This is a genomic window from Nocardia araoensis NBRC 100135 (assembly GCF_000308435.1).
Classification (GTDB): Bacteria; Actinomycetota; Actinomycetes; order Mycobacteriales; family Mycobacteriaceae; genus Nocardia; species Nocardia araoensis.
In genome coordinates this window covers 41,030-67,540 of the sequence record NZ_BAFR01000147.1, presented here as the reverse complement: position 1 = coordinate 67,540, position 26,511 = coordinate 41,030, and the positions used below count along the sequence as shown (strand labels likewise).

The 26,511-nt window shown below is 68.8% G+C and carries 20 protein-coding genes; 19 read left to right on the top strand and 1 reads right to left on the bottom strand.

From position 1 onward, the window contains the following. Window positions 1-110: 110 nt before the first annotated feature. The 19 genes from ON21_RS20200 (at window position 111) to ON21_RS20105 (ending at window position 25,613) form a co-directional block, all read left to right on the top strand. Entirely contained in the window at window positions 111-380 is a 270-nt protein-coding gene (locus ON21_RS20200; protein ID WP_039799830.1) for an acyl carrier protein, read from the top strand. After that, on the top strand, window positions 377-6,295 hold the full coding sequence (locus tag ON21_RS20190) for an aminotransferase class III-fold pyridoxal phosphate-dependent enzyme (RefSeq protein WP_051021092.1): 5,919 nt from the start codon (window positions 377-379) through the stop codon (window positions 6,293-6,295). Before ON21_RS20200 ends, ON21_RS20190 begins: the two co-directional genes overlap by 4 nt. Beyond that, window positions 6,292-7,143, top strand: a complete 852-nt coding sequence (locus ON21_RS20185) for a hypothetical protein (RefSeq protein ID WP_039799827.1) — start codon at window positions 6,292-6,294, stop codon at window positions 7,141-7,143. Before ON21_RS20190 ends, ON21_RS20185 begins: the two co-directional genes overlap by 4 nt. Continuing rightward, entirely contained in the window at window positions 7,140-7,394 is a 255-nt protein-coding gene (locus ON21_RS20180) for an acyl carrier protein (RefSeq protein WP_051021089.1), read from the top strand. Before ON21_RS20185 ends, ON21_RS20180 begins: the two co-directional genes overlap by 4 nt. Further along, window positions 7,391-9,139, top strand: a complete 1,749-nt coding sequence (locus ON21_RS20175) for a fatty acyl-AMP ligase (RefSeq protein WP_051021087.1) — start codon at window positions 7,391-7,393, stop codon at window positions 9,137-9,139. Before ON21_RS20180 ends, ON21_RS20175 begins: the two co-directional genes overlap by 4 nt. Further along, complete coding sequence (locus tag ON21_RS20170; RefSeq protein WP_083880754.1) at window positions 9,136-10,545, top strand: cytochrome P450; 1,410 nt, start codon at window positions 9,136-9,138, stop codon at window positions 10,543-10,545. Before ON21_RS20175 ends, ON21_RS20170 begins: the two co-directional genes overlap by 4 nt. Then, window positions 10,542-13,286: a PEP/pyruvate-binding domain-containing protein gene (locus ON21_RS20165; RefSeq protein WP_039799826.1), complete on the top strand. Its 2,745-nt coding sequence runs from the start codon at window positions 10,542-10,544 to the stop codon at window positions 13,284-13,286. Before ON21_RS20170 ends, ON21_RS20165 begins: the two co-directional genes overlap by 4 nt. Then, entirely contained in the window at window positions 13,283-14,575 is a 1,293-nt protein-coding gene (locus ON21_RS20160; RefSeq protein ID WP_051021083.1) for an aminotransferase class I/II-fold pyridoxal phosphate-dependent enzyme, read from the top strand. The genes ON21_RS20165 and ON21_RS20160 overlap by 4 nt, the downstream gene beginning before the upstream one ends. 1 nt (window position 14,576) lies before the next feature. Further along, the gene (locus tag ON21_RS20155; protein ID WP_039799825.1) at window positions 14,577-15,983 is read left to right on the top strand and encodes a nucleotidyltransferase domain-containing protein; all 1,407 of its coding nucleotides are present in this window, start codon (window positions 14,577-14,579) and stop codon (window positions 15,981-15,983) included. Beyond that, window positions 15,980-16,714, top strand: a complete 735-nt coding sequence (locus ON21_RS38530; RefSeq protein ID WP_051021077.1) for an HAD family hydrolase — start codon at window positions 15,980-15,982, stop codon at window positions 16,712-16,714. Before ON21_RS20155 ends, ON21_RS38530 begins: the two co-directional genes overlap by 4 nt. Next, a complete protein-coding gene (locus ON21_RS20145; RefSeq protein ID WP_039799824.1) occupies window positions 16,699-17,640 on the top strand; it encodes a diacylglycerol/lipid kinase family protein in 942 nt (313 codons plus the stop codon). Before ON21_RS38530 ends, ON21_RS20145 begins: the two co-directional genes overlap by 16 nt. Continuing rightward, window positions 17,637-18,416: an SDR family NAD(P)-dependent oxidoreductase gene (locus ON21_RS20140; RefSeq protein ID WP_157170892.1), complete on the top strand. Its 780-nt coding sequence runs from the start codon at window positions 17,637-17,639 to the stop codon at window positions 18,414-18,416. Before ON21_RS20145 ends, ON21_RS20140 begins: the two co-directional genes overlap by 4 nt. Window positions 18,417-18,755: 339 nt before the next feature. Next, window positions 18,756-19,340 carry a GNAT family N-acetyltransferase gene (locus ON21_RS20135; RefSeq protein ID WP_051021111.1) on the top strand — a complete coding sequence of 195 codons (585 nt, stop codon included), beginning with the start codon at window positions 18,756-18,758 and terminating at the stop codon, window positions 19,338-19,340. Between the two features lie 314 nt (window positions 19,341-19,654). Then, window positions 19,655-20,752: a cytochrome P450 gene (locus tag ON21_RS20130; protein WP_218004112.1), complete on the top strand. Its 1,098-nt coding sequence runs from the start codon at window positions 19,655-19,657 to the stop codon at window positions 20,750-20,752. A 328-nt stretch (window positions 20,753-21,080) separates the two neighbouring features. Further along, complete coding sequence (locus ON21_RS20125; protein WP_039799822.1) at window positions 21,081-22,862, top strand: ABC transporter ATP-binding protein; 1,782 nt, start codon at window positions 21,081-21,083, stop codon at window positions 22,860-22,862. Between the two features lie 66 nt (window positions 22,863-22,928). Then, on the top strand, window positions 22,929-23,183 hold the full coding sequence (locus tag ON21_RS20120; protein ID WP_051021071.1) for a winged helix DNA-binding protein: 255 nt from the start codon (window positions 22,929-22,931) through the stop codon (window positions 23,181-23,183). A gap of 122 nt (window positions 23,184-23,305) precedes the next feature. Beyond that, complete coding sequence (locus ON21_RS39285) at window positions 23,306-24,004, top strand: aminotransferase-like domain-containing protein (protein WP_169332711.1); 699 nt, start codon at window positions 23,306-23,308, stop codon at window positions 24,002-24,004. Between the two features lie 2 nt (window positions 24,005-24,006). Beyond that, entirely contained in the window at window positions 24,007-24,804 is a 798-nt protein-coding gene (locus ON21_RS20110; protein WP_157170891.1) for an NAD(P)-dependent oxidoreductase, read from the top strand. After that, a complete protein-coding gene (locus ON21_RS20105; protein ID WP_039799821.1) occupies window positions 24,801-25,613 on the top strand; it encodes a DUF1206 domain-containing protein in 813 nt (270 codons plus the stop codon). The genes ON21_RS20110 and ON21_RS20105 overlap by 4 nt, the downstream gene beginning before the upstream one ends. Window positions 25,614-25,619: 6 nt before the next feature. Here ON21_RS20105 and ON21_RS20100 read toward each other — a convergent pair whose 3' ends face one another. Further along, complete coding sequence (locus tag ON21_RS20100) at window positions 25,620-26,510, bottom strand: class I SAM-dependent methyltransferase (protein WP_039799819.1); 891 nt, start codon at window positions 26,508-26,510, stop codon at window positions 25,620-25,622. Between the last annotated feature and the right edge of the window lies 1 nt (window position 26,511).

Below are 26,511 nucleotides of genomic sequence, written 5' to 3'. Positions count from 1 at the left end.
CCGCTCCGAGCTGTGCGTTCTGTATTCGGGAATTGATCCGGGAATGCATATCGAGACCTTTTTCTCGCGTCTGAGAAAAAGGGCTGTTGGACGGTGAAGGGAGACGCTGGATGGACGCAGCGGAGACTGTGTCGGCGCATGTGCGCGCGCTGTTCGCGGGAGTTCTGCACGTGCCGCAAATCGACATGGACATCCCATTGCTGGATTACGGTCTGGACTCCATTCGGTCGGTGGAGGTGGTAGTCGAACTCGAGCAGCGGTTCGGTATCGCGATCTCCGAGGAGGAAGCCGCGACGCTGTATACCGCGCGGGACGTGGCCGAACATGTAGTGGCGAAGACGTCGGGCAGTCGACGAGTCACGCTCGGGACGCAAGCGTGAACGCGCATGCCGAAAGGCAGAAGCCGGCGCGAGGCAGCGTCGTTTGGAACGATTTCGCGGAGTTCAACCGTCCCGGCCTGGCCCAATTACTGCGATCCTGCCACCTGGACGTGGTGTATACCGCCGCGGAAGGCGACCACCTCGTCCGCGCCGACGGCACCCGGGTCCTGGATCTGGTAGGCGGATTCGGCGCGGCACTTTTCGGGCACAACCATCCAGCGCTGGTACGAGCGGCGACGGCGCTGTTGAATCAGCAGGCGCCGTTCGTGACGCAGGGCAGCGTCCGGCCCGGTGCGGCGCGGCTGGCGCGTCGGCTGTCCGAGTCGGTCGGCGCGAGCACCGGCCGGGAGTACATCGTCACCTTGGGATCCACCGGCGCGGATGCGGTCGAAGCGGCGATCAGGCACGCCGCGGTCGCGCACGCGCGTGCCCTGTCCGACTTGGACGCCGACATACGGCGCACGCTGCGTCGGCTGCGCCGCGACGGCCTGCACGACGTGCGACCCGCCGCGCCCGCCGACGACGCCGAGCCGCGAACGGCCGCCGCGGTGCTCACCGAGACGCTGCAGCACATCGCGCGGCTACGCGAACGCGGGCCGGTGTTCGTCTCGCTGGCCGGCGCGTTCCACGGCAAGAGCGCGGGGGCCTTCGCGCTCACCGAGCAGGCCGACACCCCAGCCGATCTGGTGGTGCCCGGCCCGGAGCGGCGCAAGCTGGACACCTGGACGCCGGAGGATGTCGCCGACGCGTTCGCGGACGAGCTGTGCACGGTAGGCGTCATCGGCTTCGACGTCACCGGGACGCCTGTTCGCAGCTGGCGGCGTCTGTCGCCGGTCGCCGCGGTGTTCGCCGAGCCCGTGCAGGGCGAAGGCGGCGTCCGCGAGGTCCCCGCCGAGACCCTGCGGGCCCTGCGCGAACTGGCGGACCGGCACACGGCGGCACTGGTTTTCGACGAGATCCAGTGCGGCATGGGACGCACCGGCACGTTCCTGGCGTCGGCCCCGTCCGGCGTGCGCGCGGATTACTACCTGATGTCGAAATCGCTCGGCGGAGGACTGGTCAAGATCGCCGCGCTGCTGGTCGACCGGCGGCACTCGGTCGCCGACTTCGGGCGCTATCACACGTCCACCTTCGCCGACGACGAGCTGTCCGCGACGGTCGCGGACGCCGCGCTGGATCTCCTGCGCGACAACCAGATCCGGATCAGCGAAGCGGGCGCCCGGCTGCGGTCGCGACTGGACGTGGTGGCCCGCCGCTGGCCGAAGGAGATTGTGTCCGTGCGCGGGCGCGGTCTTCTCCAGGGTGTGGAGCTGCGGGTACCGGAGCCGGAATCCGCGCTGCTCCGCGAGATCTGCGCGCCCGACCTCTTCGGCTACGTCGTCGCCGGATACTTGTTGCACCGCCACGCGATCCGCATGCTGCCGACCCTGTCGGCGCCGACCACGCTGCGCGTTCAGCCTTCGGCCTTCGTCAGCGACCTCGACCTCGACCGGCTGGCCGCGGCGCTGGACGACGTCGCCGCGTTGCTGCACCGCGGCGAGTACGCCCGGCTGCTGGCCCACTTGGCCGCACCGGTCACCACCGAATCCGCGGCGCTGGACCGCGCGCCCCTCCCACGGCGGGCCGACGCGGCACCAGCGCGGGATCCGCGCCAACCGATCAGAGTGGCTTTCCTGGCGAACCTGCCCGAGGTCGCGGATCTGCGCCGGCTCGCCCCCGAACTGGCGGAATGGACGGACGCGCAGTTGGCGGCACTGTTCGACCGTCTGCACGCGGTGGCCGATCCGTTCGAACTGACCAGGCGCACGATCACCTCACCGACCGGGGCCGAGGTCGAGATGCTGCTGATCGCGGTGCCGCTGACGGCCGAGCAGATCGTGGCGCACCAGCGCGCCGGTGAGCGCACCTATGTGCGAGATCTGGTGTGGCTGGCGGTCGAACAGGCGATAGCGGCCGGAGCCAGGGTGATCGGTCTGGGCGGCTACACGTCGATCGTCACCGACGCCGCGCGCGAGGTGGCGGAGGACACCGTCACCGTGACCTCCGGCAATTCGCTCACGGCGGCCTGCGCCTATGCGGTGCTGCACGCCGAGCTGACCGCGCTCGCGCCGGGCCAGCGCCGGGTCGGCATCCTGGGAGCGCTCGGCAACATCGGCGCGGTGATGGCCGAACTCATTGCACCACTGGCTGATTCGCTGGTTCTGGTGGGCAGGACCGGCGCCGGGGCACGGCTGCGCCGGGTGGCGGCCGGACTGCCGGGCGAGGTCGTCGTGAGCGAGGACCTGACCGCGCTGCGCGATTGCCGGGTCGTGGTCACCGCGACCAACTCGGCCGCGCCACTGGTCACCACCCAGCATCTCGCCGCCGACCACCCCATGCTGATCTGCGATCTGGCCGTGCCCGGCGATGTGGACCCGGCGGTAGCCGCACACCCGCACATCACCCTGGTCAGCGGCGGCCGCATGGCGCTGCCGCTCGGCCAGACCCCGCACTTCCCGGAAACCGGGCTGCCCGCCGGGATCGTGTACGCGTGCATGGCCGAGACGCTGATGCTGGGCTTCGAGCCGCGCACCGCGAGCCCGTCCTACGGCGCGCTCACCGCCGCCGGCGTACACCAAGCGCGGGAACTGGCCGCCCGCCACGACCTTCGCCCGGTTCTGCTGCCGACAGGAGCCACCACGGTGATCACCCCCACCACCGCATCCGGTCCGACACCGATGTTCCTCGGTGCGGCCGACTTCACCCCGTCGCGGGCGGGCGCCAAGGCCGCCACCCTGCACGAATTGCTCTCCGACGGATTCGCCGTCCCACCCGGCTTCGTCGTTCCCGCCGACTTGGACCTGGACGCCGTCGCCGACGACGAGCTGACAGGCTGGGTGCGGTCGATCGGCGGATTCCCGGTGGCGGCGCGCTCCAGCGGCGTGCTCGAGGATCTCGACGACGCCAGTTTCGCCGGACAGTACGAGTCCTACCTGGACATCACCGACGCGGCCGCGCTGCGGACGCACATCGAGCAGTGCCGGGCGTCGGTGCGCAATGAACGAGTGCGGGCTTACCTGTCGCGGCGCGGCCTGGCCGAGGCGGACGCGAGTGTCGCCGTCCTGGTGCAGCGCATGGTCGCCGCTCGTTGCGCCGGTGTCGGTTTCAGCATCGATGTGCTTTCGGGCATCGAGGAGAACGCGGTGGTGGAGACCTGCCACGGTGTGGGCGAGCGACTGGTCTCCGGGCAGGTCGCGCCCACTCGCTACACCCTTCGGCTGTCCGACGGCGCCGTGGTGGCGCGCGACGCGGGACAGGAGGACGTCCACCTGGACGCCACCGACACCGCGGCGCTCGCCGCGCTGCTGCTCACCGTGCAGGCGCGCCGGCATCGGCCGCAGGACATCGAGTGGGCGATCGACGGCGACGGCGCACTGTGGCTGCTGCAGTCCCGCGCGGTCACCGCGATCAGTTGGCGCACCGACATCGAGCAGTTCTCCGACGCTGATCTCCGGGACGGCGGCGTCTCGGCGCGGGTGTGCACGCCGATGATGTTCTCGTTGTACGACAACGCATTCCAGTATTCGATGCAGCGGTTCTTCGAGGGTCTCGGGCTGGCCGAGCCGGGGCGGGAGCCGGACTGGATGGCCATGTACTACGGCCGGGCCTACTGGAACGTCAGCGCGGTGAAGCAGTGCTTCCGGCGCATTCCCGGCTTCGACGAGCAGCATTTCGACGACGATCTGGGCGTCCTCAACGAATACGGCCCGCAGGGTCCGATTCGCACCCCGAATACGCCGTTGACCATTGCTCGCGCGCTGCCGGTCGCCCTGGCCGTGCAGCGCAGCTATCGCGAACAGCTCGAAGCGGTGGACGCGTTCGCCGCGAGCTGGCCCGCCAAGTACCAGGCCTGGCGGGAACGGGTCCGCGCGCTGCCGCGGACCGACGAGGCGACCTTCGCCGCCGACCTGGCCGACTGCCTGCTCACCGTGCACGCCGCCACCGAGCGCACCTACTTCACCACCATCTACCACAACTCGAGCCTGCAAACCGATTTCAAGCAGCTGCTGGACAAGGTGGACGCGGCCACCGGCGCGACCACCTCGGCCATCGCCCTCATGGGTGGCCTCGCCGAGATCAGCCATATGGCGCTGCAACGCGGCATCGTCGAATTGCACCGAGTGGCAAGGGAATCCGGGATCGACAGCCCGGAGTGGGACGAGGCGCTCGCGGCCTTCCTCGACGAGCAAGGCTTCCACGCCGACGCCGAACTCGATCTGACCTGCCCGCGCTGGTCGGAGGACCCGCAGCGAGTGCGAGCGATGATCGCGGTGATGCTGGACAACGGGACCGTGCCCGCCGATCCCGCGACCACCCTGGTGGAGCAGCGCAAACGCTACGAGTCCGAGCTCGCGGCGGTGCGCGCCCGGGTCCGTGCCCGGCCGACGACGCGGGTGCGGTACGCCAAGGCGCTGGACAAGCAGATCGAGCGGATGCGGCGTTATCTGGTCGCCCGCGAGCGGATGCGGGAATTCTCCTCGCAGTGCTACGCCGTGGTCCGCGCCTATGTGGTGGAAGCCGGTACCCGGCTGGCCGCGGCAGGCGTGCTGGAACACGCCGACGACGCGTTCCAGCTGACCATCCACGAGCTGACCGATCTGGTCGCGGGCCGCGCGGCCGGCAGCGACCTCGCGCCCGTGATCGCCTACCGCCGCGCGATGTACGCGGGCTACCGCGATCTCGTGCCGCCGCACGAACTCGGCGGCGGGGTGACCGTCGCGGCGGTACGCGCGGTGGGCGATGGCGACCTCTCCGGCCTCGGATGCAGTCCGGGTGTGGCCGAGGGCACGGCCCGGGTGATCACCTCGCTGGACCACATCGACCAACTGCGCGAGGGTGACATCCTCGTCACGCGGTTCACCGATCCCGGCTGGACGCCCGCGCTGGGGCTGGTGGCCGGCGTGGTCACCGAAGTGGGCGGCATGCTGTCGCACGCGGCCGTGATCGGACGCGAGTACGGAATTCCGGCCGTGCTCAATGTGGCGGGGGCGACGACGGCGGTGCGATCGGGCCAGCGCATCCGGGTCGACGGCGGTGCGGGTCTGGTGCAGGTCCTCGACGGCGGTGATCCGGCGGACGAACCCGCCGCGACCGATTCGGTCTCCCACGCGCCCCGACCGGACACCGCGATTCGCGAAACGCCGGAAACGGACCCGCCGCCGACCCAGCCGATGCTTGAACAACTCCACGGGACAACGGATTTCACAGCACTACCGCGCATTTCGCGCGGTTCGGGAAAGGACACCGCACTGACCGCACGCAAACGTCTCATCTGCCTCGCGGGTGGCGACGGGTCGGGCAAGACGACCCAGGTGGCGAGGATCGCCGCCGAGTTCGAGGCGCAGGGCCACAGCGTTGCCGCGGTGACCATCTGGGACGCGTTCCTCGACCCCAAGGTCTCCTCGAAACTGCCCTGGGGCAGTCCCGCCGAGATCTACGGCTACCTCCAGTTGCTCACCCCGCTCAGCCGCGCGCACTTCCTGTTCCACGCCATGCAGCTCTCGCTGGACCTGGCCGCCGAACGCGACGCGGACATCGTGCTCGCCAACGCCTATTGGTACAAGTACTACGCCACCGAAGTCGCACACGGCGGTGACCCGGCCGTGCTGCGCAGCCTGGCGGCGGGGTTCCCGGAGCCCGACCGCACCTTCTACCTCACGGTGCGTCCGCACGATGCGCTGGCCCGCAAGCGATTGCGCAGTGACTACGAGAGCGGCTACGGCGACGAAGAGTCGTTCCTGACCTTCCAGCAGCGCAGCCACGAGGCGCTGGACGCTCTGTCGGAGGAACTCGGCTGGATCCGCCTCGACGGCGCCGCGGCGCCCGCCGAGGTCACCCGCGCCGTGCTCGCCCAGCTGCGCGAGGACGACCGATGAGCGGCACCCGCCGGGTCGCGCTGGTCGGTATCGACGGCGCGGGGAAGTCCTCGGTGCTGGCCGGGCTGCGCGCGCTGGCCGAACCCGCCGCGGTCGGCCGGTTCGCCTCGATGACCTGCCCCGACTTCCACGACACCAGGGACGTCCCGCTCGCCGATCTGTCCCGGCAGCTCAGAGCATTCAGCGTCGGCTGCGACGAGATCGGCGATGTGGCGATGAAGGCCACCGCGATGTATTTGCAGATGACCCTGTTCGGGCCGGTCGAGCAGCACTTCCTGCGCACCTGGGCACCGGATGTGCTGGTCTGCGAACGGCATCCGCTGATCGAACTGCTGGTCTACGGCCCGCTGTATGTGGCGCTGGCGGGCACCGACGGACGCTGCCGCGAGCGGGAGGACGAGATCGCCGCGGTGCTGGAACGGCATCGGCCCGGCACCTTCGCCGACATCCTGGCGTGGCAGCACGCCCAGGCGGCCAGGCTGGGCAGTTCGCCGGACCCGTGGCTGCTGCTGTCGGAAATCGCGGAGCTGGTCGGGCGCGACATCTCCGGCGCGGTGTCCGGTTTCGCCGAACGGTTCCGCACCACGCTGCCCGACGCGGTGCTGTGGCTGGACGCGCCACCGGAGCAGGCCGCGGCGCGCTGCGTGCAGCGGTCGGCGCACGGGCCCGTCGAGGCCCATGAGACGGCCGAGCGGCTTGCCGCTCTGCGCACCGGCTACGAGCGGGTGCGCGAAACCCTCGCGACCGCGTTCCCCGAGGTGGGATTCCACCGCATCGACACCGGCGACGGTGTCGATATCGAGGAATCGGTGCGCTCCTGCGTGACGGAAGGGAAGTTGCTGGGATGAGCACGCGCGGTGATATCGGCGCGGCCGATCTGGAGGCGCGGGTACGCGCGATCGTCGGAGAGGTGCTGTGGGTGTCCGCCGCCGAGTTGGATCCGGCGACGCCGTTGATCGACTACGGACTCGACTCGCCGACCGCCATCGAACTGACCATCCAGCTGGAACACGCGTTCTCCGTGAGCATCCCCGAGGATGTCGCGGTCCGGCTGACCACGGTCGCCACGATCGTGCGATACGTCGAGGACCAGGCATGACCACACCATCCGATGCGCTGCGCCCGGCATACCCGAGCATCGTGCACGCACTGCTGGCAGGCGGCGAGCGGGGCACGGCAGCGGCGTCGACGACCATCATGGCCGAGCGTGCCGCGGCACCTGACGCCGACGAGATCGCCTGGCGGCACGACGATCTCGTAGACGTGGCGAGCCGGGCGGCGGCCGGATTGGCCGACGCAGGGGTGCGCAGGGGCGATCGGGTGCTGCTGTGCCTGCCCACGTCGGCGGAGTTCGTCACGGCGTTCTTCGGCGCACTGCTGCTCGGCGCGGTGCCCACGGCGGTCGCCACCCCGGGCGGATTCGGGGCGGCGGAGATATTCCTGGACCGTTTCGCCCGGCTGCTCGCCTATCTGCAACCCGCGGCCGTGGTGGCCGCCGGATCGGTGCTGGCCGATGTGCCGCTGCCCGCGTCGGTGGCGGCGATCGATGCCACGGTGTTGCACGCGCTGGCCGGCGCGCCGGACACACCCGCGCTGACGCCTCGCCTGCCCGCGCCGGACGATCTCGCCTTCATCCAGGCCACTTCCGGCTCGACCGGCGCACCGAAGGGAGTCCAGGTCACCCACGCGAATCTGGCCGCCAATTGCGAGCAGATCGCCCGCGCCGCCGCGATCGGAGCCGGCGACACCTGGGTGGGCTGGCTGCCGCTGCACCACGACATGGGACTGATCGGCGGATTCCTCACGCCGCTGTTCTGCGGCGTCGACGCGGTGCTGATCCCGCCGAACCGCTTCCTGCGTCATCCGGCCGACTGGCTGCGCGCGGTCCACCGGCATCGGGGAACCCTCACCGCCGCCCCGAATTTCGCCTACGGCTATGCCGCGGCGCGGATCGCCGACAGCGAACTCGACGGGCTGGACCTGTCCACGTGGCGGTTCCTGTTCTGCGGAGCGGAACCGATCCATCCGGCGACGGTGCGACGGTTCGTCGACCGGTTCCGCGCCAGGGGACTTCCGCCCGACGCGCTCGTGCCGTGCTACGGGTTGGCCGAGGCATCGCTCGCGGTGACAGTGTCACAGCCGCGGGCGCCGATCGCATACGACTCGATCTCCCGCCGGGCACTCGCCGAAGACGATATGGCTGTGGATGTTCCGGCCGACGATGGCGACGCGCTCGACATCGTCGACTGCGGCGCACCCGTGGCGGGCACCGAGGTCCGGATCGTGGACGAGAACGGTGAGCCGCGCGGCCCGGATCTGATCGGCCGCGTGCAATTCCGCGGACCGTCCACTACGCCGGGCTACTTCCGATTGCCCGAAGCGACCGCGGCCACGCGCGTGGACGGCTGGTGGGACACCGGCGATATGGGCTATCTGCGAGATGGACGACTGCGGGTCACCGGGCGGCGCAAGGATCTGATCATCATCCGCGGTGCGAACTATCTGCCCACCGACTTCGAGATCGCCGCCGAACAGGCGCCGGGCGTCCGGCCCGGCGGAGTGGCCGCGGTGGGAGTGACCGACGCCGAAGGCATGTCGGAGGAATTACATCTGGTCGTCGAATCCGCCTTGGCGCCAGAGGAATACGACGCGCTGGCCCGAGCGATACGCGCCGCGGTGAGCAAACGGACCGGGATACTGGCCGCGGGCGTACGCATTGTCGCGCCGCGCAGCATCCCCAAAACCACGAGTGGGAAGGTGCAGCGCGCCGCGGCACGACACCTGCTCGAGGTCGATTCCGACGCGCTGGTCGGCGCCGGGCGCGGGGGAGACGCCGCGCGATGACAGTGCTGACCCGAAACGGCGACCGCCGCTTGGACGGTCCCGTCCTGCGACATCCGCTCGGCGCCTATCCCGACTATCGAGCCGACCCGCTCACCCTGTTCTACGAGTCCGCTCTCGCCCACGGCAGCGTGCGGCTGCGGCTGGCCCACCAGCACGTGCACCTGCTGGTCGAGCCCGAGCACATCGAACAGGTGCTGGTCACCCACGCGGCGCGATACGAGAAGGGGATCAGCTACCGGAGCCTGAACCATCTGCTCGGTCCCGGCCTGCTGACCAGCGGCGGCGAACTGTGGAAGCGTCAGCGCGCCTTGATCAAACCCGCGTTCGCGCGGCGTCACGTGGAAACCGAGATCCCGCTCATGGTCGAGTGCGGACACCGGCTACGCGCCCGCCTGGACGCGCGCGCCGCGGCGGGCGCGGCGTTCGACCTGGTGCCCGAGGTGATGGGATTCGCCGCCGACGTGGTGTGCCGCGCGGTACTCGGCGCGGACATCGACGGCGTGCTCCCGCAGATCGAAGACGATGTGCGCGACGGCGTTTCCTGGGTGATGCGGCACATGGCCGCGCCGATCCAGGTGCCGCCGCGGGTGCCGACGCCGGGCAATCGGCGCTTCCACGGTGTGCGGCGGCGGCTGCATCACGTGGTGGACGAGGTGATCCGGCGGCATCGGCACACCGACGGTGACGTCCATTCGCTGCTGGCCCGGTTGCTCGCCGCCCGCGACGACGCCGGGCACGCGATGGACGACGCGCAACTGCGGCACGAGGTGCTGACTTTTCTGCTGGCCGGTCACGAGACCACCGGAGGGGCGCTGGCCTGGACGATCTACGAGCTGTGCCGCAACCCCGCGGCACTCGAGCGGGTGCGCGCCGAGATCGACACGTCGGCGCGAGGTCTGGACGATCCGGACGCGATGCGCGCCGCGCTGCCCGAGTTGGAGTACACCGGCCGCGTGATCGACGAGGCGATGCGCCTGCACCCGCCGGCTTGGGCGTTCAGCCGCACCGCGCTCGCGCCGGACCATTTCGACCGGTTCGACCTGCGTCCCGGCGCGATCGTGGTGATCAGTCCGTTCGTCAACCACCGGCTACCCGATTTCTGGGACTCGCCGCTGACCTTCGACCCCGACCGGTTCACCAAGGAGCGGAACCGGGCGCGCCCGCCGTTCCGGTACTTCCCCTTCGGCTGGGGCGCGCATCTGTGCGTGGGTCAGCAGATGGCGTCGATCGAGATCCGCGTGGGTCTCGCGATGCTGCTGTCCCGCTACGACATCGAACTGGTGAACGGGATGCGGGTGCGCGAGCGCCCCGAGATCTCGAACACCCCCGACCCGGTCCTGGTCCGGCTGACCCGGCGCGAGCACGCCGCCGCGGCGATCCCGGCCGGACAGGAGATCGCCCCATGACCAGTACCACCACCGGCGCGATACTGCGCGCGCAAACCCTCGCCACGGACCCCGACGCCGACGCGCACGCGGGCGCCAAGGCCGCCAACCTCGCCCGGCTGCACACCGCCGGGCGTCACGTCCCGCCGTTCGCGGTGTTGAGTACCGACGCGTGCGCGCGGGTGCTCGCCCCGGCGGCCGATTCCATCGCCGACCTGCTGGCCGGACTCGACCCGGACGACCCGGCCGCGCTGCGGGCCGTCTCGCTGCGGATCCGGGCGCTCGTCGAGGCGCTGACGCTGCCCGCGGACATCGCGGCCGAACTGGATGCCGTTGTCGCCGAGATGTCCACCGCAGGCTCGTCTACGGCGGACGTGCGCTTCGCCGTCCGCTCCTCGGTGCGCGGCGAGGATTCGGCCACCGATTCCTTCGCCGGGCAGCTCGACACGGTGCTCAATGTCGCCGCGACGGGCCTGCCCGCCGCGATCGGCACTGTGCTGGCCTCCGCGTGGTCGGAGCGGGCGCTGTTCTACCGGGCGCGCCGTGGTCTCGACGCGACGCCGATCGCCTGCGCCGTCGTGGTGCAGGTGCTGCTCGACAGCGCCGTCTCCGGGGTGGTGTTCAGCTGCAACCCGCAGACCGGTGATCCCGCCGAGGCGGTCGTCGCGGCGGCGCTCGGATTGGGTGAGGGGGTCGTGGCGGGAACAGTCGACTGCGACACCTATTTCGTCGATCGCGACACCCGCGCCATCACCTCGCGTGTCGTCGTCGACAAGCACAGCCGGGTGACGCCGTCGCCCGACGGTACGGGCACCGCCGTCGAAGACCTCGGCGACCCGGTGCGGACCCCGGCGCTGTCGGACGCTCAAATCCTCGAATTGGCCGAGACAGCAGGGGAACTCGCCGACCGCTTCGGCGCGCCCCAGGACATCGAATTCGCCTACACACCCGACGGCCTGCTGCATCTGTTGCAGGCCAGGCCGGTCACCGTGACCGGCGCGGAGGAGACCATCTTCGACAACGTCAACGTCGCCGAGTCGTATCCGGGAATGTCGAGTCCACTCACCTTCTCCGTCTTGCGAGCGGCCTACGAGCAGGTCTTCCGGGCCTGCCACCGGGATTTCGGCGCCACCGCGCGGATCGTGGAGCGCAACGCCGCCGATCTGTACCCCTATCTGGTCGGCACGGCGCGCGGCCGGATCTACTACAACATCAGCAACTGGTACCGGCTCTTCCTCGAGATTCCCGGCATGGAATTCGCCATCGAGGGCTGGGAGGCCGCACTCAACATCGAGAACCGATACCGGCGACCGGACGCGCCCGCCCACGGCGTCGCCCGGGTGCGCGCGATCGCCCTGCGGCTACGGGTGTTCGCGGTCATCCTGCTCGGCTGGCTGCGGCTGCCCCGGCGACTGCGCGCATTCTTCAGCGAACTGGCGGCGATCACCGCCGACCTCGATCGCCGCCTCGACCCGGGCACGCCGGAGCGCGAACGCGACGCGCAGGCGTTGCTGGCCTGGATGGAACGCTTCTTCGCCGAGCTCGTGCCCGTGTATTCGGTGCAGATCTTCAACGACTTCCTCGCCCAGCAGATGTTCCATGTGGTCGGTCTGCAGCTGCGGCGGGCGGGCTTGGCCGAGGACGCGGCGCTCACTTTGCGCAACGAGCTGTTCTGCGGTGAGGACGGCGTCGACAGCGTCGACCCGGTGCGTTCGGCGCTCGCGCTCACCGCCCGGGTGCACGCGGATCCGGCGCTGCGCGCGCTGTTCGACGGCCCCGACACCGCACCGGAAGTGTGGACGACGTTGTCGGAGGATCGGTTCGCGGACTTCCGCGCCGCCTGCCTGCGCCACATCGCGGAGTTCGGCGACCGCACCGTGGACGAGCTGAAGCTGGAGACCGATCCGCTGGGCGAGCACCCCGAACGGCTGGTGCCGATGCTGCGCAACTACCTGCGCGGCGGGCAGAACGCCGACGACATGATCGCGCGGGAGCAGGCGATCCGCCGCGCGGCGGAGCAAACGGCCGCCGGACTGTTCGACGGTAAAGCTTTACGGCGCGCAGCCTTCCGCCTCACGCTGCGCTTGGCGCGCGAACACGTCAAGCAGCGGGAGAACATGCGTCTGGGCCGCAGCCGCTCTTTCGGCTTGGTGAAGCGAGTGTTCCGCGAGTACGGCCGACAGCTGCACACGTCCGGGCTGCTGGACGATCCGCGTGATGTCTTCTGGCTGACCTACGAGGAGATCGCCGCCCTCACCCGCGGCACCGCGGTGGACACCGACGCCGCCCGCACCGTGGCCCTGCGCAAGGCCGACCACGAGCGCTGGCGTGCCCAACGACTGCCCTCCCGCATCGTCACCACCGGGATCGCCGCGGCAGGCATCGCCGACCCGACGCTGGAGGAACCGGACGACGGCGTTGTGGCCGGCGCTCGGGTTCTGCGTGGAATCGGTTGTGCCCCCGGCCGTGTCGAGGCCCCCGCGCTGGTGCTGCGCACCCCGGACCCGGACGTGGCGATCGACGGCCAGGTGCTGGTGGCCTCCACCACCGACCCGGGATGGGTGTTCCTCATGGTGGCCGCGGGCGGTCTGGTGAGCGAGCGCGGCAGCCTGCTCTCGCACACGGCCATCATCGGACGCGAACTCGGCATCCCCACGGTCGTCGGGGTTCCTGGCGTCACCCAGTTGGTCGCCAGCGGCGACGTCCTGGTGCTGGACGGCCGGGCCGGAACCGTAACACTCGGTAAGGAGCAGCGAGCATGACAGCTCCCGATCTCGCCCACGGCGAGAACTTCAGCCTCGAACACTATCTCGACCCCACGGCACATACCTTCGAACAGCGTTTCGCGGAGTTCCGCCCCTACGCCGAGCACGCCCGTGGCAGTGGGTTCGTGCTGCGCGAGGTGGCCGGCCCTTCCGGCGCGGTCGTGCCGGTGCGCGATCCGGCGACCGGCGCGACCGACGAGCTGATCATGCTCGGGTCCAACAACTACCTCGGCCTGGGCAACGAACCGCGGATCGCCGAGGCAGCCATCGCGGCGATCCGGGAATACGGTGTCGGACACGGCGGCCCGCCGCTGCTCAACGGCACCACGACGCTGCACCGGCGGCTCGAGGAACGGCTGGCCGAGCTCAAGGGCAGCGAAGCGGCCATGGTGTTCTCCTCCGGCTACGCCGCCAACGTCGGCTGGGTGACCGGTCTGCTGCGCAAGGGCGACGTGCTGCTCTACGACGAACAGAATCACGCCAGCCTCTACGACGGCATCCAGCTCGGCCGGGTGCGCTCGATGGCGTTCGCCCACAACGATCTACGTCACCTGCGCCACCGGCTGATGCAAATCAGGTGGCGCAATCCGGGCGCGAACATCGTGGTGGCCGTCGAGGGCGTGTACTCGATGGACGGCGACATCGCCCCGCTACCGGAGATCCGCGCGCTGTGCGACGCCTTCGGCGCATGGCTGGCGGTGGACGACGCGCACGGCACCGGGGTGCTCGGCGCACGCGGGCACGGCACCGCCGAGCACTTCGGACTCGGAGCAGGCGCCGTGGAGCTGTCCATGGGCACGTTCTCGAAGGTCTTCGCGAGCACCGGCGGTTTCGTGACCGGCTCCAGGGATCTGGTGGACACGCTGCGCTTCTTCGCCCGGTCCTACATGTTCTCCGCGGCGCTCGCGCCGCCGGTGGTCGCGGCGGTACTCGCCGGAATCGACTTCCTGGCCGAGCATCCCGATCGGGTCCGGCGATTGCACGACAACGTGGCGTATTTCGTGCGCGGATTGCGCGCCATGGGTTTCACGGTGGATCCGCAGACCGCGATCATTCCGATCCTGGTGCCGCAACGCCTCGCCGTCGCCGACGTGGTCACCGCCCTGCACCGCGAGGGCGTGTTCGTCAACGGCGTCGAATTCCCCGCGGTGCCCCGCGACCAGCAGCGCCTGCGGATCAGCATGATGGCCACCCTCACCCGCGACCACCTCGATCACGCGCTGGACCGGATCGACACCGTCGCCCGCCGCTTCGGCTTCCATCCCGAACAGGAAGGGATCGCCTGATATGACCGACACCATGATCGCCGCGGGCGGGACGGACGCCGAGCGGCTGCTGGTGCACGCCGCGCTGGCCGCGCCGACCGAATCGGAGCGCTTCGAGCTGACCGAGTTGGCGCACCGGGTCACCGACTGGACGAGCTTCTTCGAGCTGGCGCAACTGAACGCGACGGTTCCGCTGGTGCGGAACTCGCTGCTCGCCGCCGGGGTGTACGAGCTGGTCCCGCCGTTGACGCGAGTACGGTTCGACGCCGTCGCGGAGCGGATCGCGGCCGCGAACGACCGCCGCCTGGCGGGCGCGGTGCGCCTGTTGCGCCGGTTCGACGAGCGGGGTGTGCGCTGCGTGGTGCTCAAAGGCATGCTCTTCGCCACCGAGATCTACCACGACCCGCGCTACAAGCGGATGAACGACCTGGACATCCTGGTGGAACCGGAGCAGATCGACACCGTTGTCGAGATCTATCGTGAGCTGGGCCTGTTCGCGACCTCGGAGCTGCTGGGCAAGGCGCCCAAGGCGCGGGCCGAGCGCTCCCACCACCTGCCGTCGTTCGTCTCCCGCGACGGCGCGCTGGTGGTGGGCACGCACTGGGGCCTGATCACCCCGCTGGCGCCCTACACGGTCGACTATGCCGCGATCTGGAAGCGCGCGCGGCGCATCGATTTCCACGGCGTGCCCGCGTGGGCGATGGCGCACGAGGACAACCTGCATCACCTGGGCATCCACCTGCCCTACTACAAGACCGGCGTCCGCGAACTCGGGGACATCTGGAACTTGGCCCGCTATGCGGGCGCGGATCTGGACTATGACCTGCTCGCCGCCGAGATCGCGGCGGCGGGCAGCGAAGGGCTGATGTACCACGCCCTTTCGCTCGCCCACCGGCTCGTGCCCAACGACGACTTCGCCGTGCTGCTGGACCGGATCGCCGCGCGCGTGGACCGGTTCACTCGCGGCGACACCGCGCGCAAGGTCGCCGACGTGCACACGCTGCTCCGCAGCCGCTCCACCCACACATCCCGCATCGAGAAGGCCTACACCGAGTTCAACATGACCGCCGACGTGCGGGAGAAGCTGGACGGTTTCGGCCGGCTGTGGTCCGGGCTGCTCCTGGTTCCCGGCGCGGAGGCGGCCCGGATGAGTTCGCTGCGCGACCCGGGCCCGGTAGCCGCCCTCGGCGCGCGCGTGATCGCGCCCTACCGCCTGACCCGCGTGTTCCAGCGCGACCTCGGCCGATGGCTGTTCCCCGCCGCGCTCGCCAAGACGGTCTTCGACCTCGGTGCGGCATACGCCGGACAGCTGCGGTCGCGCACCGGGCTCGGCGGCGCGCGGACCACGCCGCCCGGTATCGAGGAATACGCCGCCCGGCTCGGGCTGACCAAGGCGGATCTGCAAGCCGTACTGGACAGCCAGGAATGACCGAGCGGCGCACGGTGCTGTGGGATCTGGACGGCACCCTGATCGGACTGCGGCGGCGCACCTTCGCGACGTTGATGCCCGCCGGGGCGGCATGGGTGTTCCGCGATCTCGCGCCGCCGCACCGTTTCCTGCCGATGTTGCGCCGCACACTGCGGGACGTGCGCGCCAACGACACCGACCACACCAATACCGAGCTGATGCTGCGACTGCTCGCCGAACGCGTCGGCACCAGCCGCGACGTGGTCGCGGCCCGCTTGGCGCGGCTGTCGGAGGTCGAATTCGTCCGGCTGCGAGCGTGTTTCCCGCCGAGCCCGGCCGCGGTCGCGACGGTGCGCCGTTTGACGGCGTCGGGTGCGCGTCAAGTGGTCGCGACCAACCCGTTGTGGCCGCGCAGCACCGTCGAGACCAGGATCCGCTGGGGCGGACACGATCTGGCGTCGTTCGCGTTCACCACCAGCGGTGAGACCATGCGCCGCGCCAAGCCACGGCTGGATTTCTATCGCGAAGTGCTCTACCACCTCGGCGCGGCGGCGGGGGAGTGCGTGATGGTCGGCAACGATCCCGTCAGCGACGGACCCGCGGCGCACCTCGGGATTCCGGTGTTCCTACTGGGCGCGCGGAGCACCGACATACCACCCGCGGTGGCCCGCACCGGTTTGGTCAGCACGGGAGACCACAGCGCGCTGCGCCGGTGGCTGGGCATCGAGGAGGATTCGTGCTCGTCGTCCTGAACCCGCGGTCGAACGCGGGCACCGCGCTGCGGCGTTGGCAGCCGGTGGAATCCGTGCTGCGTACTCGCCATCCGGACCTGTCCGTCGAACTGCCCTCCGACCCTCGGCACGCCACCGAGATCGTGCGCGCGGCCGCCACCCGGCCGAATCCTCCGCGGGTGCTGGTGGCCGCCGGTGGCGACGGCATGGTGAACCTGGTGCTGAACGCCCTCATGGACCCCGCGACCGACCGGCCCCGCGCCGCCGGGTCGGCGCTCGGGGCGGTCGGACTGGGCAGCTCCAACGACTTCCACAAGCCGGTGCCCGCGAGCGCGCGCGTCGGCGCCATCCCGGTGCGGCTGGACGCCGCGCGCGCCGAACTCGTCGACGTGGGCAAAGCCGGCATGCTGCTGGCCGACGGCACGCGCGTCGTCCGCTACTTCTTGCTCAACGCCAGCATGGGACTGGTCGCGGCGGGCAACCATTCGTTCAACCACGCCACCGGCGTGGCAGGCTGGCTCAAGTCGCGCAGCGTCGAAGCCGCCATCCTCGCCACGGCGCTGGCCACTATCGCCACCCACCGGCCGCTGCCGGTCTCGATACGCGGCGGCACCTGGACCCACAGCGCCCCGATCACCAACATCGGCGTACTCAAGAGCGTGCACTTCGCGGGCGGCATGCGTTACGACACCGAGGTCACCCGCGGCGACGGCCAGTTCGACGTGAACATCTGGTCCGCGGCGGGAAAGCTGCGGACCCTCGGCCTGATCGCCGGGCTGTACGCCGGGCGGTTCCGAGGCTCCCGGCTGGCGGTGTGCTACCGGGACACGGCGGTGGAGCTGCGGCCCGACCGTCCGGCGCCCCTGGAGCTGGACGGTGAGATCACGATGGTGGAATCGGCGCGACTGGAAGTTCTGCCACGGGTACTGCGGGTGTGCGCCGCATGACCGTCGTGCTCGTCACCGGGGCCGCGAACGGTATGGGTGCGGCCACCATGGAACACCTTGCGGCACTGGGATACACCGTCGAAGGATGCGACCGGGTGCCGGCATCGGGTGTCGCGCGAGTGGACGTGCGCGACCCGGAAGCGGTGGACCGCTGGGTGCGTGACGCGCACGCACGGCACGGCCGCATCGATGCGGTAGTCACCTTCGCGGCCTACGGCGTGGTCGGCTCGGTCGAGGAGACCACGCCGGAGGAAGCCGCGGCACTGTTCGACACCAACGTGCTCGGCACCCATCGCGTGCTGCGAGCCGTGCTGCCGCTACTGCGGGATCAGGGCGCGGGCCGGGTGATCGTGGTGAGTTCGGGAGCGGGCGCGATCGCGGAGCCGTACGGCGGTTGGTACTCGGCCACAAAGGCGGCTGTCGAGCGTATCGGCGAGGCCGCGCGGATGGAGGCGGCCGGGTTCGGTGTGCAGGTGTCGGTGCTCGTCCCCGGATGGACCGTCACCCCGATCATCGACACGGCAGTGCACATGTCCGACCCGATCGCCGCATACGACCGCGACCGCGCGGCCGTGCTGAACCTGGTGCGCGGCTACCTGGCGGCGGGACAATCCGCGGAAACGGTCGCAAGGAAGGTCGCGGTGATCCTCGCCGCCGCCCGGCCCCGGCAGTCGTACCTGTGCGGTCGGGACGTCCGGTTGTCCTTCTGGACCCGCAGGCTTGTCCCGGCCTACGTCTACGAGCGACTGGTGCGGCGGTACTACGGTTATGCCTGATGCGGCCGGCGACGGTCAGAGGCGTGTCGCGGTGTGGACGAGGTCGGCGACGGTTTTGGATCTGCTGTGTGGCGGCCAAGCGATGACGGTCGTGACGGCCGGTGCGTCCGGCACGGGCACGACGGCATGCTCGTCGCGTAGCTGGGTTCGCAGCAGCCCGGATCAAGCGCCTGTTGCTCGAGCATGGCTACCCGCCGGACAAGGAGTCGTCGGCAACCGCCCGATGCCTGCCGGAGGCGATCGAATGCGGGGGTCGGCGTGTGCCTGCGGTACCCGGAAGTGGAAGTGGTTATGGTGACACCGGGCCGATATCCTGTGCATATCGTGGGGAGGCTGACCATGGACGATGCTCTGCAAGTACCGCATCTGAGAGCCACCGCAGACTTGGAACTCCGCCCGTGGTCGTTGTCCGCGGCAGACCTCGAGCTTGTCAGGGAAGCCTCTGCCGACGACGTGATTCCGATAACCACGGTGCCGGAGACCTTCTCTCGCGAGGATGCAACGCGGTTTGTCGAACGCCAGCGGCAACGAGCGACCGATCGAACCGGATACCCGATGGTGATCGTCCGGCGACGGGACAACACACCACTGGGAAGTATCGACCTGTGGTTGAAGGACATCGACGAAGGTCGCGCATCGCTCAGCTACTGGGTGGTCCGCTCTGCCCGCGGCCATGGCGTCGCCGCGCATGCTCTGGCGGCAATGGCTACCTGGGCGCTGGAAGAGCTGCATATCCCACGGCTCCAGCTCTATGTGGAACCTTGGAACCGCGCTTCGATCCGCACTGCGCAGAGAGCCGGTTTCGAATGCGAAGGGCTCCTCAGATCGTGGCAGAAGGTCGGCGATCGACGCCGCGACATGTTCATGTACGCGCGCCTGGCCACGGGAATCCTCGCCGAGACGGATCGGGTTTGTACCGGTTAGACCTCAATGACCGGTTGCCCGGCGGTCGCGGGTGATCGTGAACCGATACCACTGCCGGCACAGTGTTCGATAGGCGGCGGTGCCGGGGTAATCGCCTGGTGGTCGACTTCCACGGCCTCGCTTGCAAAATTACTCGAGACTATGCTTGATCTGCGTTCGTACGCACAGCCAGTGGACTGATCCGCTCGAAACATCTGATGAATCGCTCACCCTCTCTATGAGAGGACCGTCCGATGGGTTTTGCAGAGATGCGCCGGTTCCGGCGTGATCCGTTGGGTTTCCTCGAGAATCTGCGCCGGACCAGCCCGGTAGAGGTGTTCGGGCTGCCGTGGGGCGGGTGGTGTGTCGGCGATACGGGTCTGGCGCTGACGGTGTTGAGTGACCGCGCTTTCAATGCGGGGAAGTCCGGGTTCTTCGGTTCTATGCTGCCTTCGCGGTCTGCTCAGGTCGATTTCGGCCGCGCGGTGCGCGCGATTCTGCGGACGCATACGCCCGAGTATCGCGAGTCCCTGGCGGCGGCGGTGCTCGAAATGCCCTCCGTCACCCGCTGGCCCGCAGCGGGGGTCGAGCTGGTGTTTCGGTGCACCGCGGACCTGTTATTGCACCCCGATGGTTCTCCAGAATTGCGGCGGTTGCTGGAGCGAAATGCACGCGTGGGCGCGCTCCGCCCGGCCCGAATGGCGCAGCGGGCGCGGGCGCAGTTGTTGCGCACCAAGCTGTCCACCGCGCTGAACGAGCAGATCCGGGACCGGCGCAGCGCCACCGGCCGCAGTGCGGAAGCCGAACCACGGGATCTGCTCGATGCCGTGATCGGTGCCTGTCCCGACGGCATCACCGATACGACGGTGGCGCAGCTGTATGTGCTCATGTTCCGGTCCATTGTGGGACCGCTGGGCTACTCGCTCGCGTGGTCGGTGCTGCTGGGCAGTCTCCACTCTCCCGGCGCACCATGGCCTTGGCCCGTCGATTGGGTGGTACGTGAGGCCCTGCGGCACCGGCCGGTCTCCTGGATGGTCAGCCGTCCCGTCCCCTATCCCGCCGAGTTCGGGGGGATCGCCTTCCAGACCGGCGACCTGCTGTCCGTCAGCCCCTATCTGCTCCATCACGACAACAAACACTGGACCAGACCATGGGCATTCCAACCCGACCGCTGGATTCGACCGGGCGAGCACGGCCCATTCGTGCCCTTCAGTTCCGGCCCCTTCACCTGCGCCGGCGCCGCGGTCGCCCACGATCTGGTCACCGATGCAGCCACCACCCTCATCGAGAACACCTCTCTGCGCGTCATCGGCGGCGGTGATACCCGCCCGATCGTGACCAATGCCGCGACCCCCAGGCCGTTCACCCTGCGGCGTACCCCCACGAGCCCTGTCCACGCCCGACCGAGCCCCAGGAAGGAGGTGACATCATGATCAAGGCATTGCTGTTCATCATCACCAACAAGCCGACCCGTACCTGGGACCCCGCCCAATACGGATGATTCTGCTACCGGCTGGATGGCTCGACCGACGCCAACCAGCTCTCGGTCATCGTGATGCTCGATTCGGCCGGCGAACAGTGCTGTCGGTCAGAGGAACACCCACGGCAAAATCGTGCTCGAGCCCTGACCTGTACCTTGTTGGCCGATCATGAGAACCACGGTTCGCAGCCGTGGTCGGCGAAAATCGCTGGCGGTAGGCCGCCTGTGCTCGGGATAATTGCTCACCTGCGTCGCTCGTTCGATTCCAGACGAGGGGGAGCATGAGTTCACGCGCGACGGCGGTCGAGTTGGTGCTGCGTTTCTATGGGCGGGAGATGGCCGCGCGCAAGGCCACGACGATTCCGGCGCTGTTGGCGCCTGCGCTCGGCAATGTCTGCAACCTGTATGTCGCACCGCTGATCGTCGCCATGGTGGTCGGTCGGGTCGCGGTGACCGGGGACGCGAGTTTCGGGTCTCTGGCCTGGTACATTCTCGCCTTCGGCGGCACCCTGCTGCTCGCGGAACTGCTGTGGCGCATCGGGATCCACTGTCTGAACCGAGTGGATGCCTACGGTATCGAGCACCTGTACGTGCTCGCCATGGACGAGCTGCTCGCCAAGGACGCGGCGTTCTTCCACAACAACTTCGCCGGTTCGCTGACGAAGCGATCACTCAGCTTCGCGTCCCGATTCGAGCAGTTCGTGGACACCCTCGCCTTCGAGATCCTGGCGGCGCTGGTGCCGCTGATGTTCGCCTCGGTGGTGTTGTGGCGCTACAACCCGGTGCTGGTCGTTGTGCTGGTGGGGATGATCGTGGTGACCGCGCTGGTCATCATGCCCTTGATCCGCCGCCGCCAGAAGCTCGTCGACGACCGGGAGGCCGCCATCGCGCAGGTTTCCGGACATGTGGCCGACAGCCTGGCCAATATGCAGGTGGTGCGCGCCTTCGCCGCCGAACCGCAGGAGGCGGCCGAGCATCGGCGGCGGGTCGCCTCGTCGCGGCGGAAGTCGTTGCGCTCCTGGGATTACGCGAACCTGCGGATAGATACGCTGGTGGCGCCGCTGTTGGTGCTCACCAACGTGACGGGCCTGTTGATCGCGCTGGGCCTCGGCGGCGGGAATGCGGGGGTGGAGGCCATCGTGGTGGCGTTCACCTACTACTTCAACGCCACCGGGATCATGTTCCGGTTCAATCAGATCTACCGGCGGTTGGAGACCGTGCTCACCGAGGCGGCGCAGTTCACCGAACTGCTGCTCGACGAGCCGAAGGTGCTCGATGCCGCACATCCGGAACCACTGCGGCCCGCGGGCTTCGACGTGCGCTTCGAAGCAGTGGACTTCACGCACGAGGGTGCTCGGCAGCTGTTCCGCGGATTGGATCTGCACGTACCCAGCGGCGCCAAGGTAGGCCTGGTCGGACGATCCGGCGGTGGCAAGACCACCATCACCCAACTGCTGCTGCGGTTGATGGATGTCCAATCCGGAACGATACGCATAGGCGGGCAGGACATCGCTCGGCTGCGGCAGGCGGATCTGCGCAGTCTGATCGCCTACGTGCCGCAGGATCCGGCCATGTTCCACCGGACCCTGAGCGAGAACATCCGGTTCGCCCGCCCGGAGGCCACGGACGAGGAGATCCTTCGGGCCGCCGATGCCGCGCACGTCACCGAGTTCGCGGACGCGCTGCCGCAGGGTATGGAAACGCTGATCGGCGAGCGCGGCGTGAAACTGTCGGGCGGCCAGCGTCAGCGGGTCGCGCTGGCGCGCGCCATCCTGCGGGACGCGCCCATCCTGCTCTTGGACGAGGCCACCAGCGCCCTCGACTCGGAGAGCGAATTACTTGTGCAGCAGGCGCTCTGGGGGTTGATGGATGGGCGAACGGCGCTGGTCGTTGCGCATCGGCTGAGCACCGTGGCCGGGATGGATCGGCTGGTGGTGCTCGACCACGGGCGTGTCGTCGAGGAGGGGACGCACGAGGAGCTGTTGTGCGCGCGAGGGACCTACGCTCAGCTGTGGCGGCACCAGTCGGGTGGATTCCTCGGCGAGGACGTGGTCGCCCGCTGAACGGAGTTCGCACTCGACGGCATCACTCGTTGTGAACCCTCGGCCGAGCTGGCGCGCCTGTGCTTCGTGACGCGGCAATCGCTGCAGGACGTGCTGGGCGGGCTGCGCCAGGCTGGGCTCGCCGAGGTCGCCGAGCGGGCCGATACCGGTCGCGCCAGACCCATCACGCTGACCCCGGAGGGCCGGGCGCGGCTGCGCGCCGCGGAGGAGGTGGTCACGGCGGTCGAGCGGCAGATGTTGGGTGGCCTGGGCGCCGCGTCCGGACGAACACTGAGCACGTTGCTCGCCACGTGCGCGGAAAACCTCTCCGCGGAGTTCTGAGCGGCGCCCTGCTTCGTCGCCGACGTCCTTCGCGCGGGTCGAGAATTCTCGATTCTTGCGCCCTTGGCATTCAGCTCTATGGCTCGATCCGTACCGTAGTTTACGGTTCGTCACTCGACCCCGTGATGAATCGCCCGGCATTCCCACAGCTGGAGCCGGGCGATGCCGTGGTGATGAGACGATCTGACGGTGAACGAGCAAGTCGACGCCGAGATGCCGGTCAGCACATACGATTACGACGAGCATTCTCACCTCTGCCGATCGGTTGGTCGCAGTACGAGGTCCTGGAGGAATCGGGAATCTCGTATATCGTTCTCGAAGACACGGGAAAGACCTGGTCCACCAGTGAAATAAAAGTCGGATTGACGGTGTGCAGTCCGGATATGTACGCAGAGATGTACCGGCTCCACGACGATCTTTTGCAGAGCGTCTCACCTTTCCATCTGCGGGTGCTGACGGAATTCATAGAGGATAGTTCGAGAAATGGTGTGGAGCACACCATCCTGCCGGCTGTGCAGGAGAGCAGGGCTATTCTCCGGTCGATTCTGTCGGACGATGAATTGGAGTTCCTTACCCAGTTGCGATCGCCTGTCTCGGTGGACTGGCTGCGCCTGGGAAAGGGACTCGATTGCGAAGACTTCGTGCGCGAGGCGATTCGGGAAGGCGTGCACATTCTACCGGGAACGAACTTTTTCTGGAATCAGCCGGAGCGCGGGCGGCAGTTCGTTCGCGTTGCGTTGGCCCGCGATCCACAGCTGGTCCTGGAGGGTGCGCAGTTGCTGCGAGACACCGCCATTCGGCTCGCCGCGAAGGATGCGTGACCGTGAGCGGTCGATCGAGCCGGTGCCGCGTCTTGCTCACCGGGGCAGACTTGTCGTCAGCCGATTCCGAATGGCTACGGCAGCAGAATCTCGAGGTCGAAGTTCGTCGCTACGACCTGTCCGAGATCGAGTTGGCCCGCGCCCTGGTGGACAAGGACGCATACATTCTCGGGGGTGTGGAGCGTGTGACCGCTGCCGCGTTGTCCACTGCCGAGAACCTGAAAGTCATCGCGTTCATGGGTGTGGGATACCACGCATACATCGATACAGCGGCAGCGTCCGCGGCGGGGATCGCGGTGACCAACGCGCCCGGAGCCAACGCACGTGCGGTCGCGGAATTCGCGATCGGTCTCATGCTCGATGCCTGGCGCGCGATCACGGACCTGGCGATGGAGACGAGAGCCGGTCGATGGCGCGAGACAAAGGGACGCAACCTTCACGCGAAGACGCTGGGCATCGTCGGCATGGGGACGATCGGCACCATGGTCGCCCGGATAGCGGCCAACGGGTTCGGGATGCGCGTGGTGTATGTGAGCCGAACAGCCAAACCAGAGCTGGAACGTGACATCGCGGCTCGGCGGGTATTCAGAACCTTCTGGCGACGGGAGGAGATCCACGCCTTGTCAACCCCGGCTTCCGTGATCATGCCCGGTGGTTGCCCGTGCGTCCGAGCGGCTCCGGTCGATGATGGCGAATCAGTGGGCACCGAGACGGACAGGTGCTTTCTCGACCGACTTGGGTATCCGGTCGGTGTCCTGCGGCGGCTTTCGTCGTGGTATCCGGACGGAGGAGCAGCATGACCCACACCGGTCTTTCCGGCACCGCCGGTCGTATCGCCCAGAACGGCGTGTTCGCGCGGTTCGCCCGCGCGGGCTACGTCATGTCCGGCCTCGTGCACCTGCTCATCGGCTACATCGCCATCCGGCTCGCGTTCGGTGGCGGGGGCAGCGCCGATCAATCGGGGGCGATGGCCGAATTGGCCGATAAACCGGGCGGTGTGCTCACCCTCTGGGTGGCTGTGGCCGCGTTCGTGGTCATGGCGCTGTGGCGGCTGGCGGAGGCGGTCTTCGGTAGTGCGTCGGAGCAGGGGGGCGGCGGTGATCAGCCAGGAGTGTTCGACCGCGTCAAAGCCTTCGCCCTGTTCGCGGTCTACCTGGGATTGGCCGTCACCGCGTTCCGTTTCGCCCTCGGCAGTGGGAAGTCGACCAGCAGTCAGAGTGTGGGGCTCACGGCACGCCTGATGCAGCACACGGCCGGAACCATCGCTCTTGTCGTGGGTGGGCTGGTCATCATCGCGGTCGGCGGATACCACGTGTACAAAGGCGCCACCCAAAGCTTTCTCGACGACCTGCGCGGGGCTCCGAGCGCATTCGTGCGGCGGCTCGGCACGGTGGGGTACATCGCGAAGGGGCTGGCCGTCGCCGCGGTCGGGTTGCTGGTGATTCTCGCCGCGACCGAATCCGATCCGAACAAGTCCGCCGGACTGGACGGAGCCATCAAGACGCTCGGCGCGCAACCCTTCGGTATGGTTCTGCTCCTGATCGCCGGGCTCGGCATCATCACCTACGGTCTCTACAGCTTCGTCATGGCCCGCAGCGCCAAGATGTAGCGCGGCCTACCGCACGGCGGTCAGAAGCCTGGGCTGCCGCCACAGCTCGTCGAGTTCCTCGGGGAGGTCCTGGACCGATCGCCTGTAGGACGCGGCGAGTTCGCTCGGACTCTCGCTCCGCACCGACCAGCCGTGGCCGGCCAGCCACTGCGCCGGATCGGCCCGGTCGTCGTCGTAGAACAATTCGGCCGGATCGACGTCACCGAACGGGTTGCAGCGGTCGAAATACTTCTTCTCGATGTTCGCGAAGCGTTTGACGTCGGTTCCGGCCACGAAGCTTTCCACGGCCAGCCTGCTGCCAGGGGCGGACAAGTCGTCGATGTACTCGAACAGTTTGTCCTGCGCGGCGCCGGGCAGGTAGGGCAGCAACCCCTCGGCGGACCATGCGGCCGGTTCGCCGGGATCGAAACCCGCGTTGCGCAGCGCGGCGGGCCAGTCCTCGCGCAGGTCGACGGCCACCGTGCGCCGGTCGGCTTTCGGGCGCGCGCCGTTCTCGGTGAGCACCCTCTCCTTGAATTCGAGGACTTTGGGCTGGTCGATCTCGTAGACCGTGGTACCGGCGGGCCAGTCGAGGCGATGTGCCCGCGCGTCCAACCCCGCGGCGACGATCACGGCTTGCCGAACACCCGCCGCGGCGGCCGACAGGAAGAAGTCGTCGAAGAACTTCGTGCGGAAGCCCATGAACCCGGGGACCAGCGGTATGTCGTCGAGCTGGGAGGGGTCCGCCAGCAGCCCGGTGAAATGCGGATGGCCCGAAGCCGCGACGAACAGGGGCGCGTAGTCGTCCCGGATCAACGGATCGGGAGCGGTTGTCTCCAGCGCCCGGAACGTCGCGACTCCCAACGCGGTGAGCCCGACACTGCTGACGATGTCCCATACGTCTCCGTCGGTTCGCATC

Bases quoted from the DNA above. Each gene is read 5' to 3' on its own strand.
- ON21_RS20170 (WP_083880754.1), top strand. From the start codon at position 9,136: ATGACAGTGCTGACCCGAAACGGCGACCGCCGCTTGGACGGTCCCGTC.
- ON21_RS20185 (WP_039799827.1), top strand. From the start codon at position 6,292: ATGAGCGGCACCCGCCGGGTCGCGCTGGTCGGTATCGACGGCGCGGGG.
- ON21_RS20200 (WP_039799830.1), top strand. From the start codon at position 111: ATGGACGCAGCGGAGACTGTGTCGGCGCATGTGCGCGCGCTGTTCGCG.
- ON21_RS20125 (WP_039799822.1), top strand. From the start codon at position 21,081: ATGAGTTCACGCGCGACGGCGGTCGAGTTGGTGCTGCGTTTCTATGGG.
- ON21_RS20160 (WP_051021083.1), top strand. From the start codon at position 13,283: ATGACAGCTCCCGATCTCGCCCACGGCGAGAACTTCAGCCTCGAACAC.
- ON21_RS20135 (WP_051021111.1), top strand. From the start codon at position 18,756: ATGGACGATGCTCTGCAAGTACCGCATCTGAGAGCCACCGCAGACTTG.
- ON21_RS20175 (WP_051021087.1), top strand. From the start codon at position 7,391: ATGACCACACCATCCGATGCGCTGCGCCCGGCATACCCGAGCATCGTG.
- ON21_RS20140 (WP_157170892.1), top strand. From the start codon at position 17,637: ATGACCGTCGTGCTCGTCACCGGGGCCGCGAACGGTATGGGTGCGGCC.
- ON21_RS20165 (WP_039799826.1), top strand. From the start codon at position 10,542: ATGACCAGTACCACCACCGGCGCGATACTGCGCGCGCAAACCCTCGCC.
- ON21_RS20180 (WP_051021089.1), top strand. From the start codon at position 7,140: ATGAGCACGCGCGGTGATATCGGCGCGGCCGATCTGGAGGCGCGGGTA.
- ON21_RS38530 (WP_051021077.1), top strand. From the start codon at position 15,980: ATGACCGAGCGGCGCACGGTGCTGTGGGATCTGGACGGCACCCTGATC.
- ON21_RS20100 (WP_039799819.1), bottom strand. From the start codon at position 26,510: ATGCGAACCGACGGAGACGTATGGGACATCGTCAGCAGTGTCGGGCTC.
- ON21_RS20105 (WP_039799821.1), top strand. From the start codon at position 24,801: ATGACCCACACCGGTCTTTCCGGCACCGCCGGTCGTATCGCCCAGAAC.
- ON21_RS20155 (WP_039799825.1), top strand. From the start codon at position 14,577: ATGACCGACACCATGATCGCCGCGGGCGGGACGGACGCCGAGCGGCTG.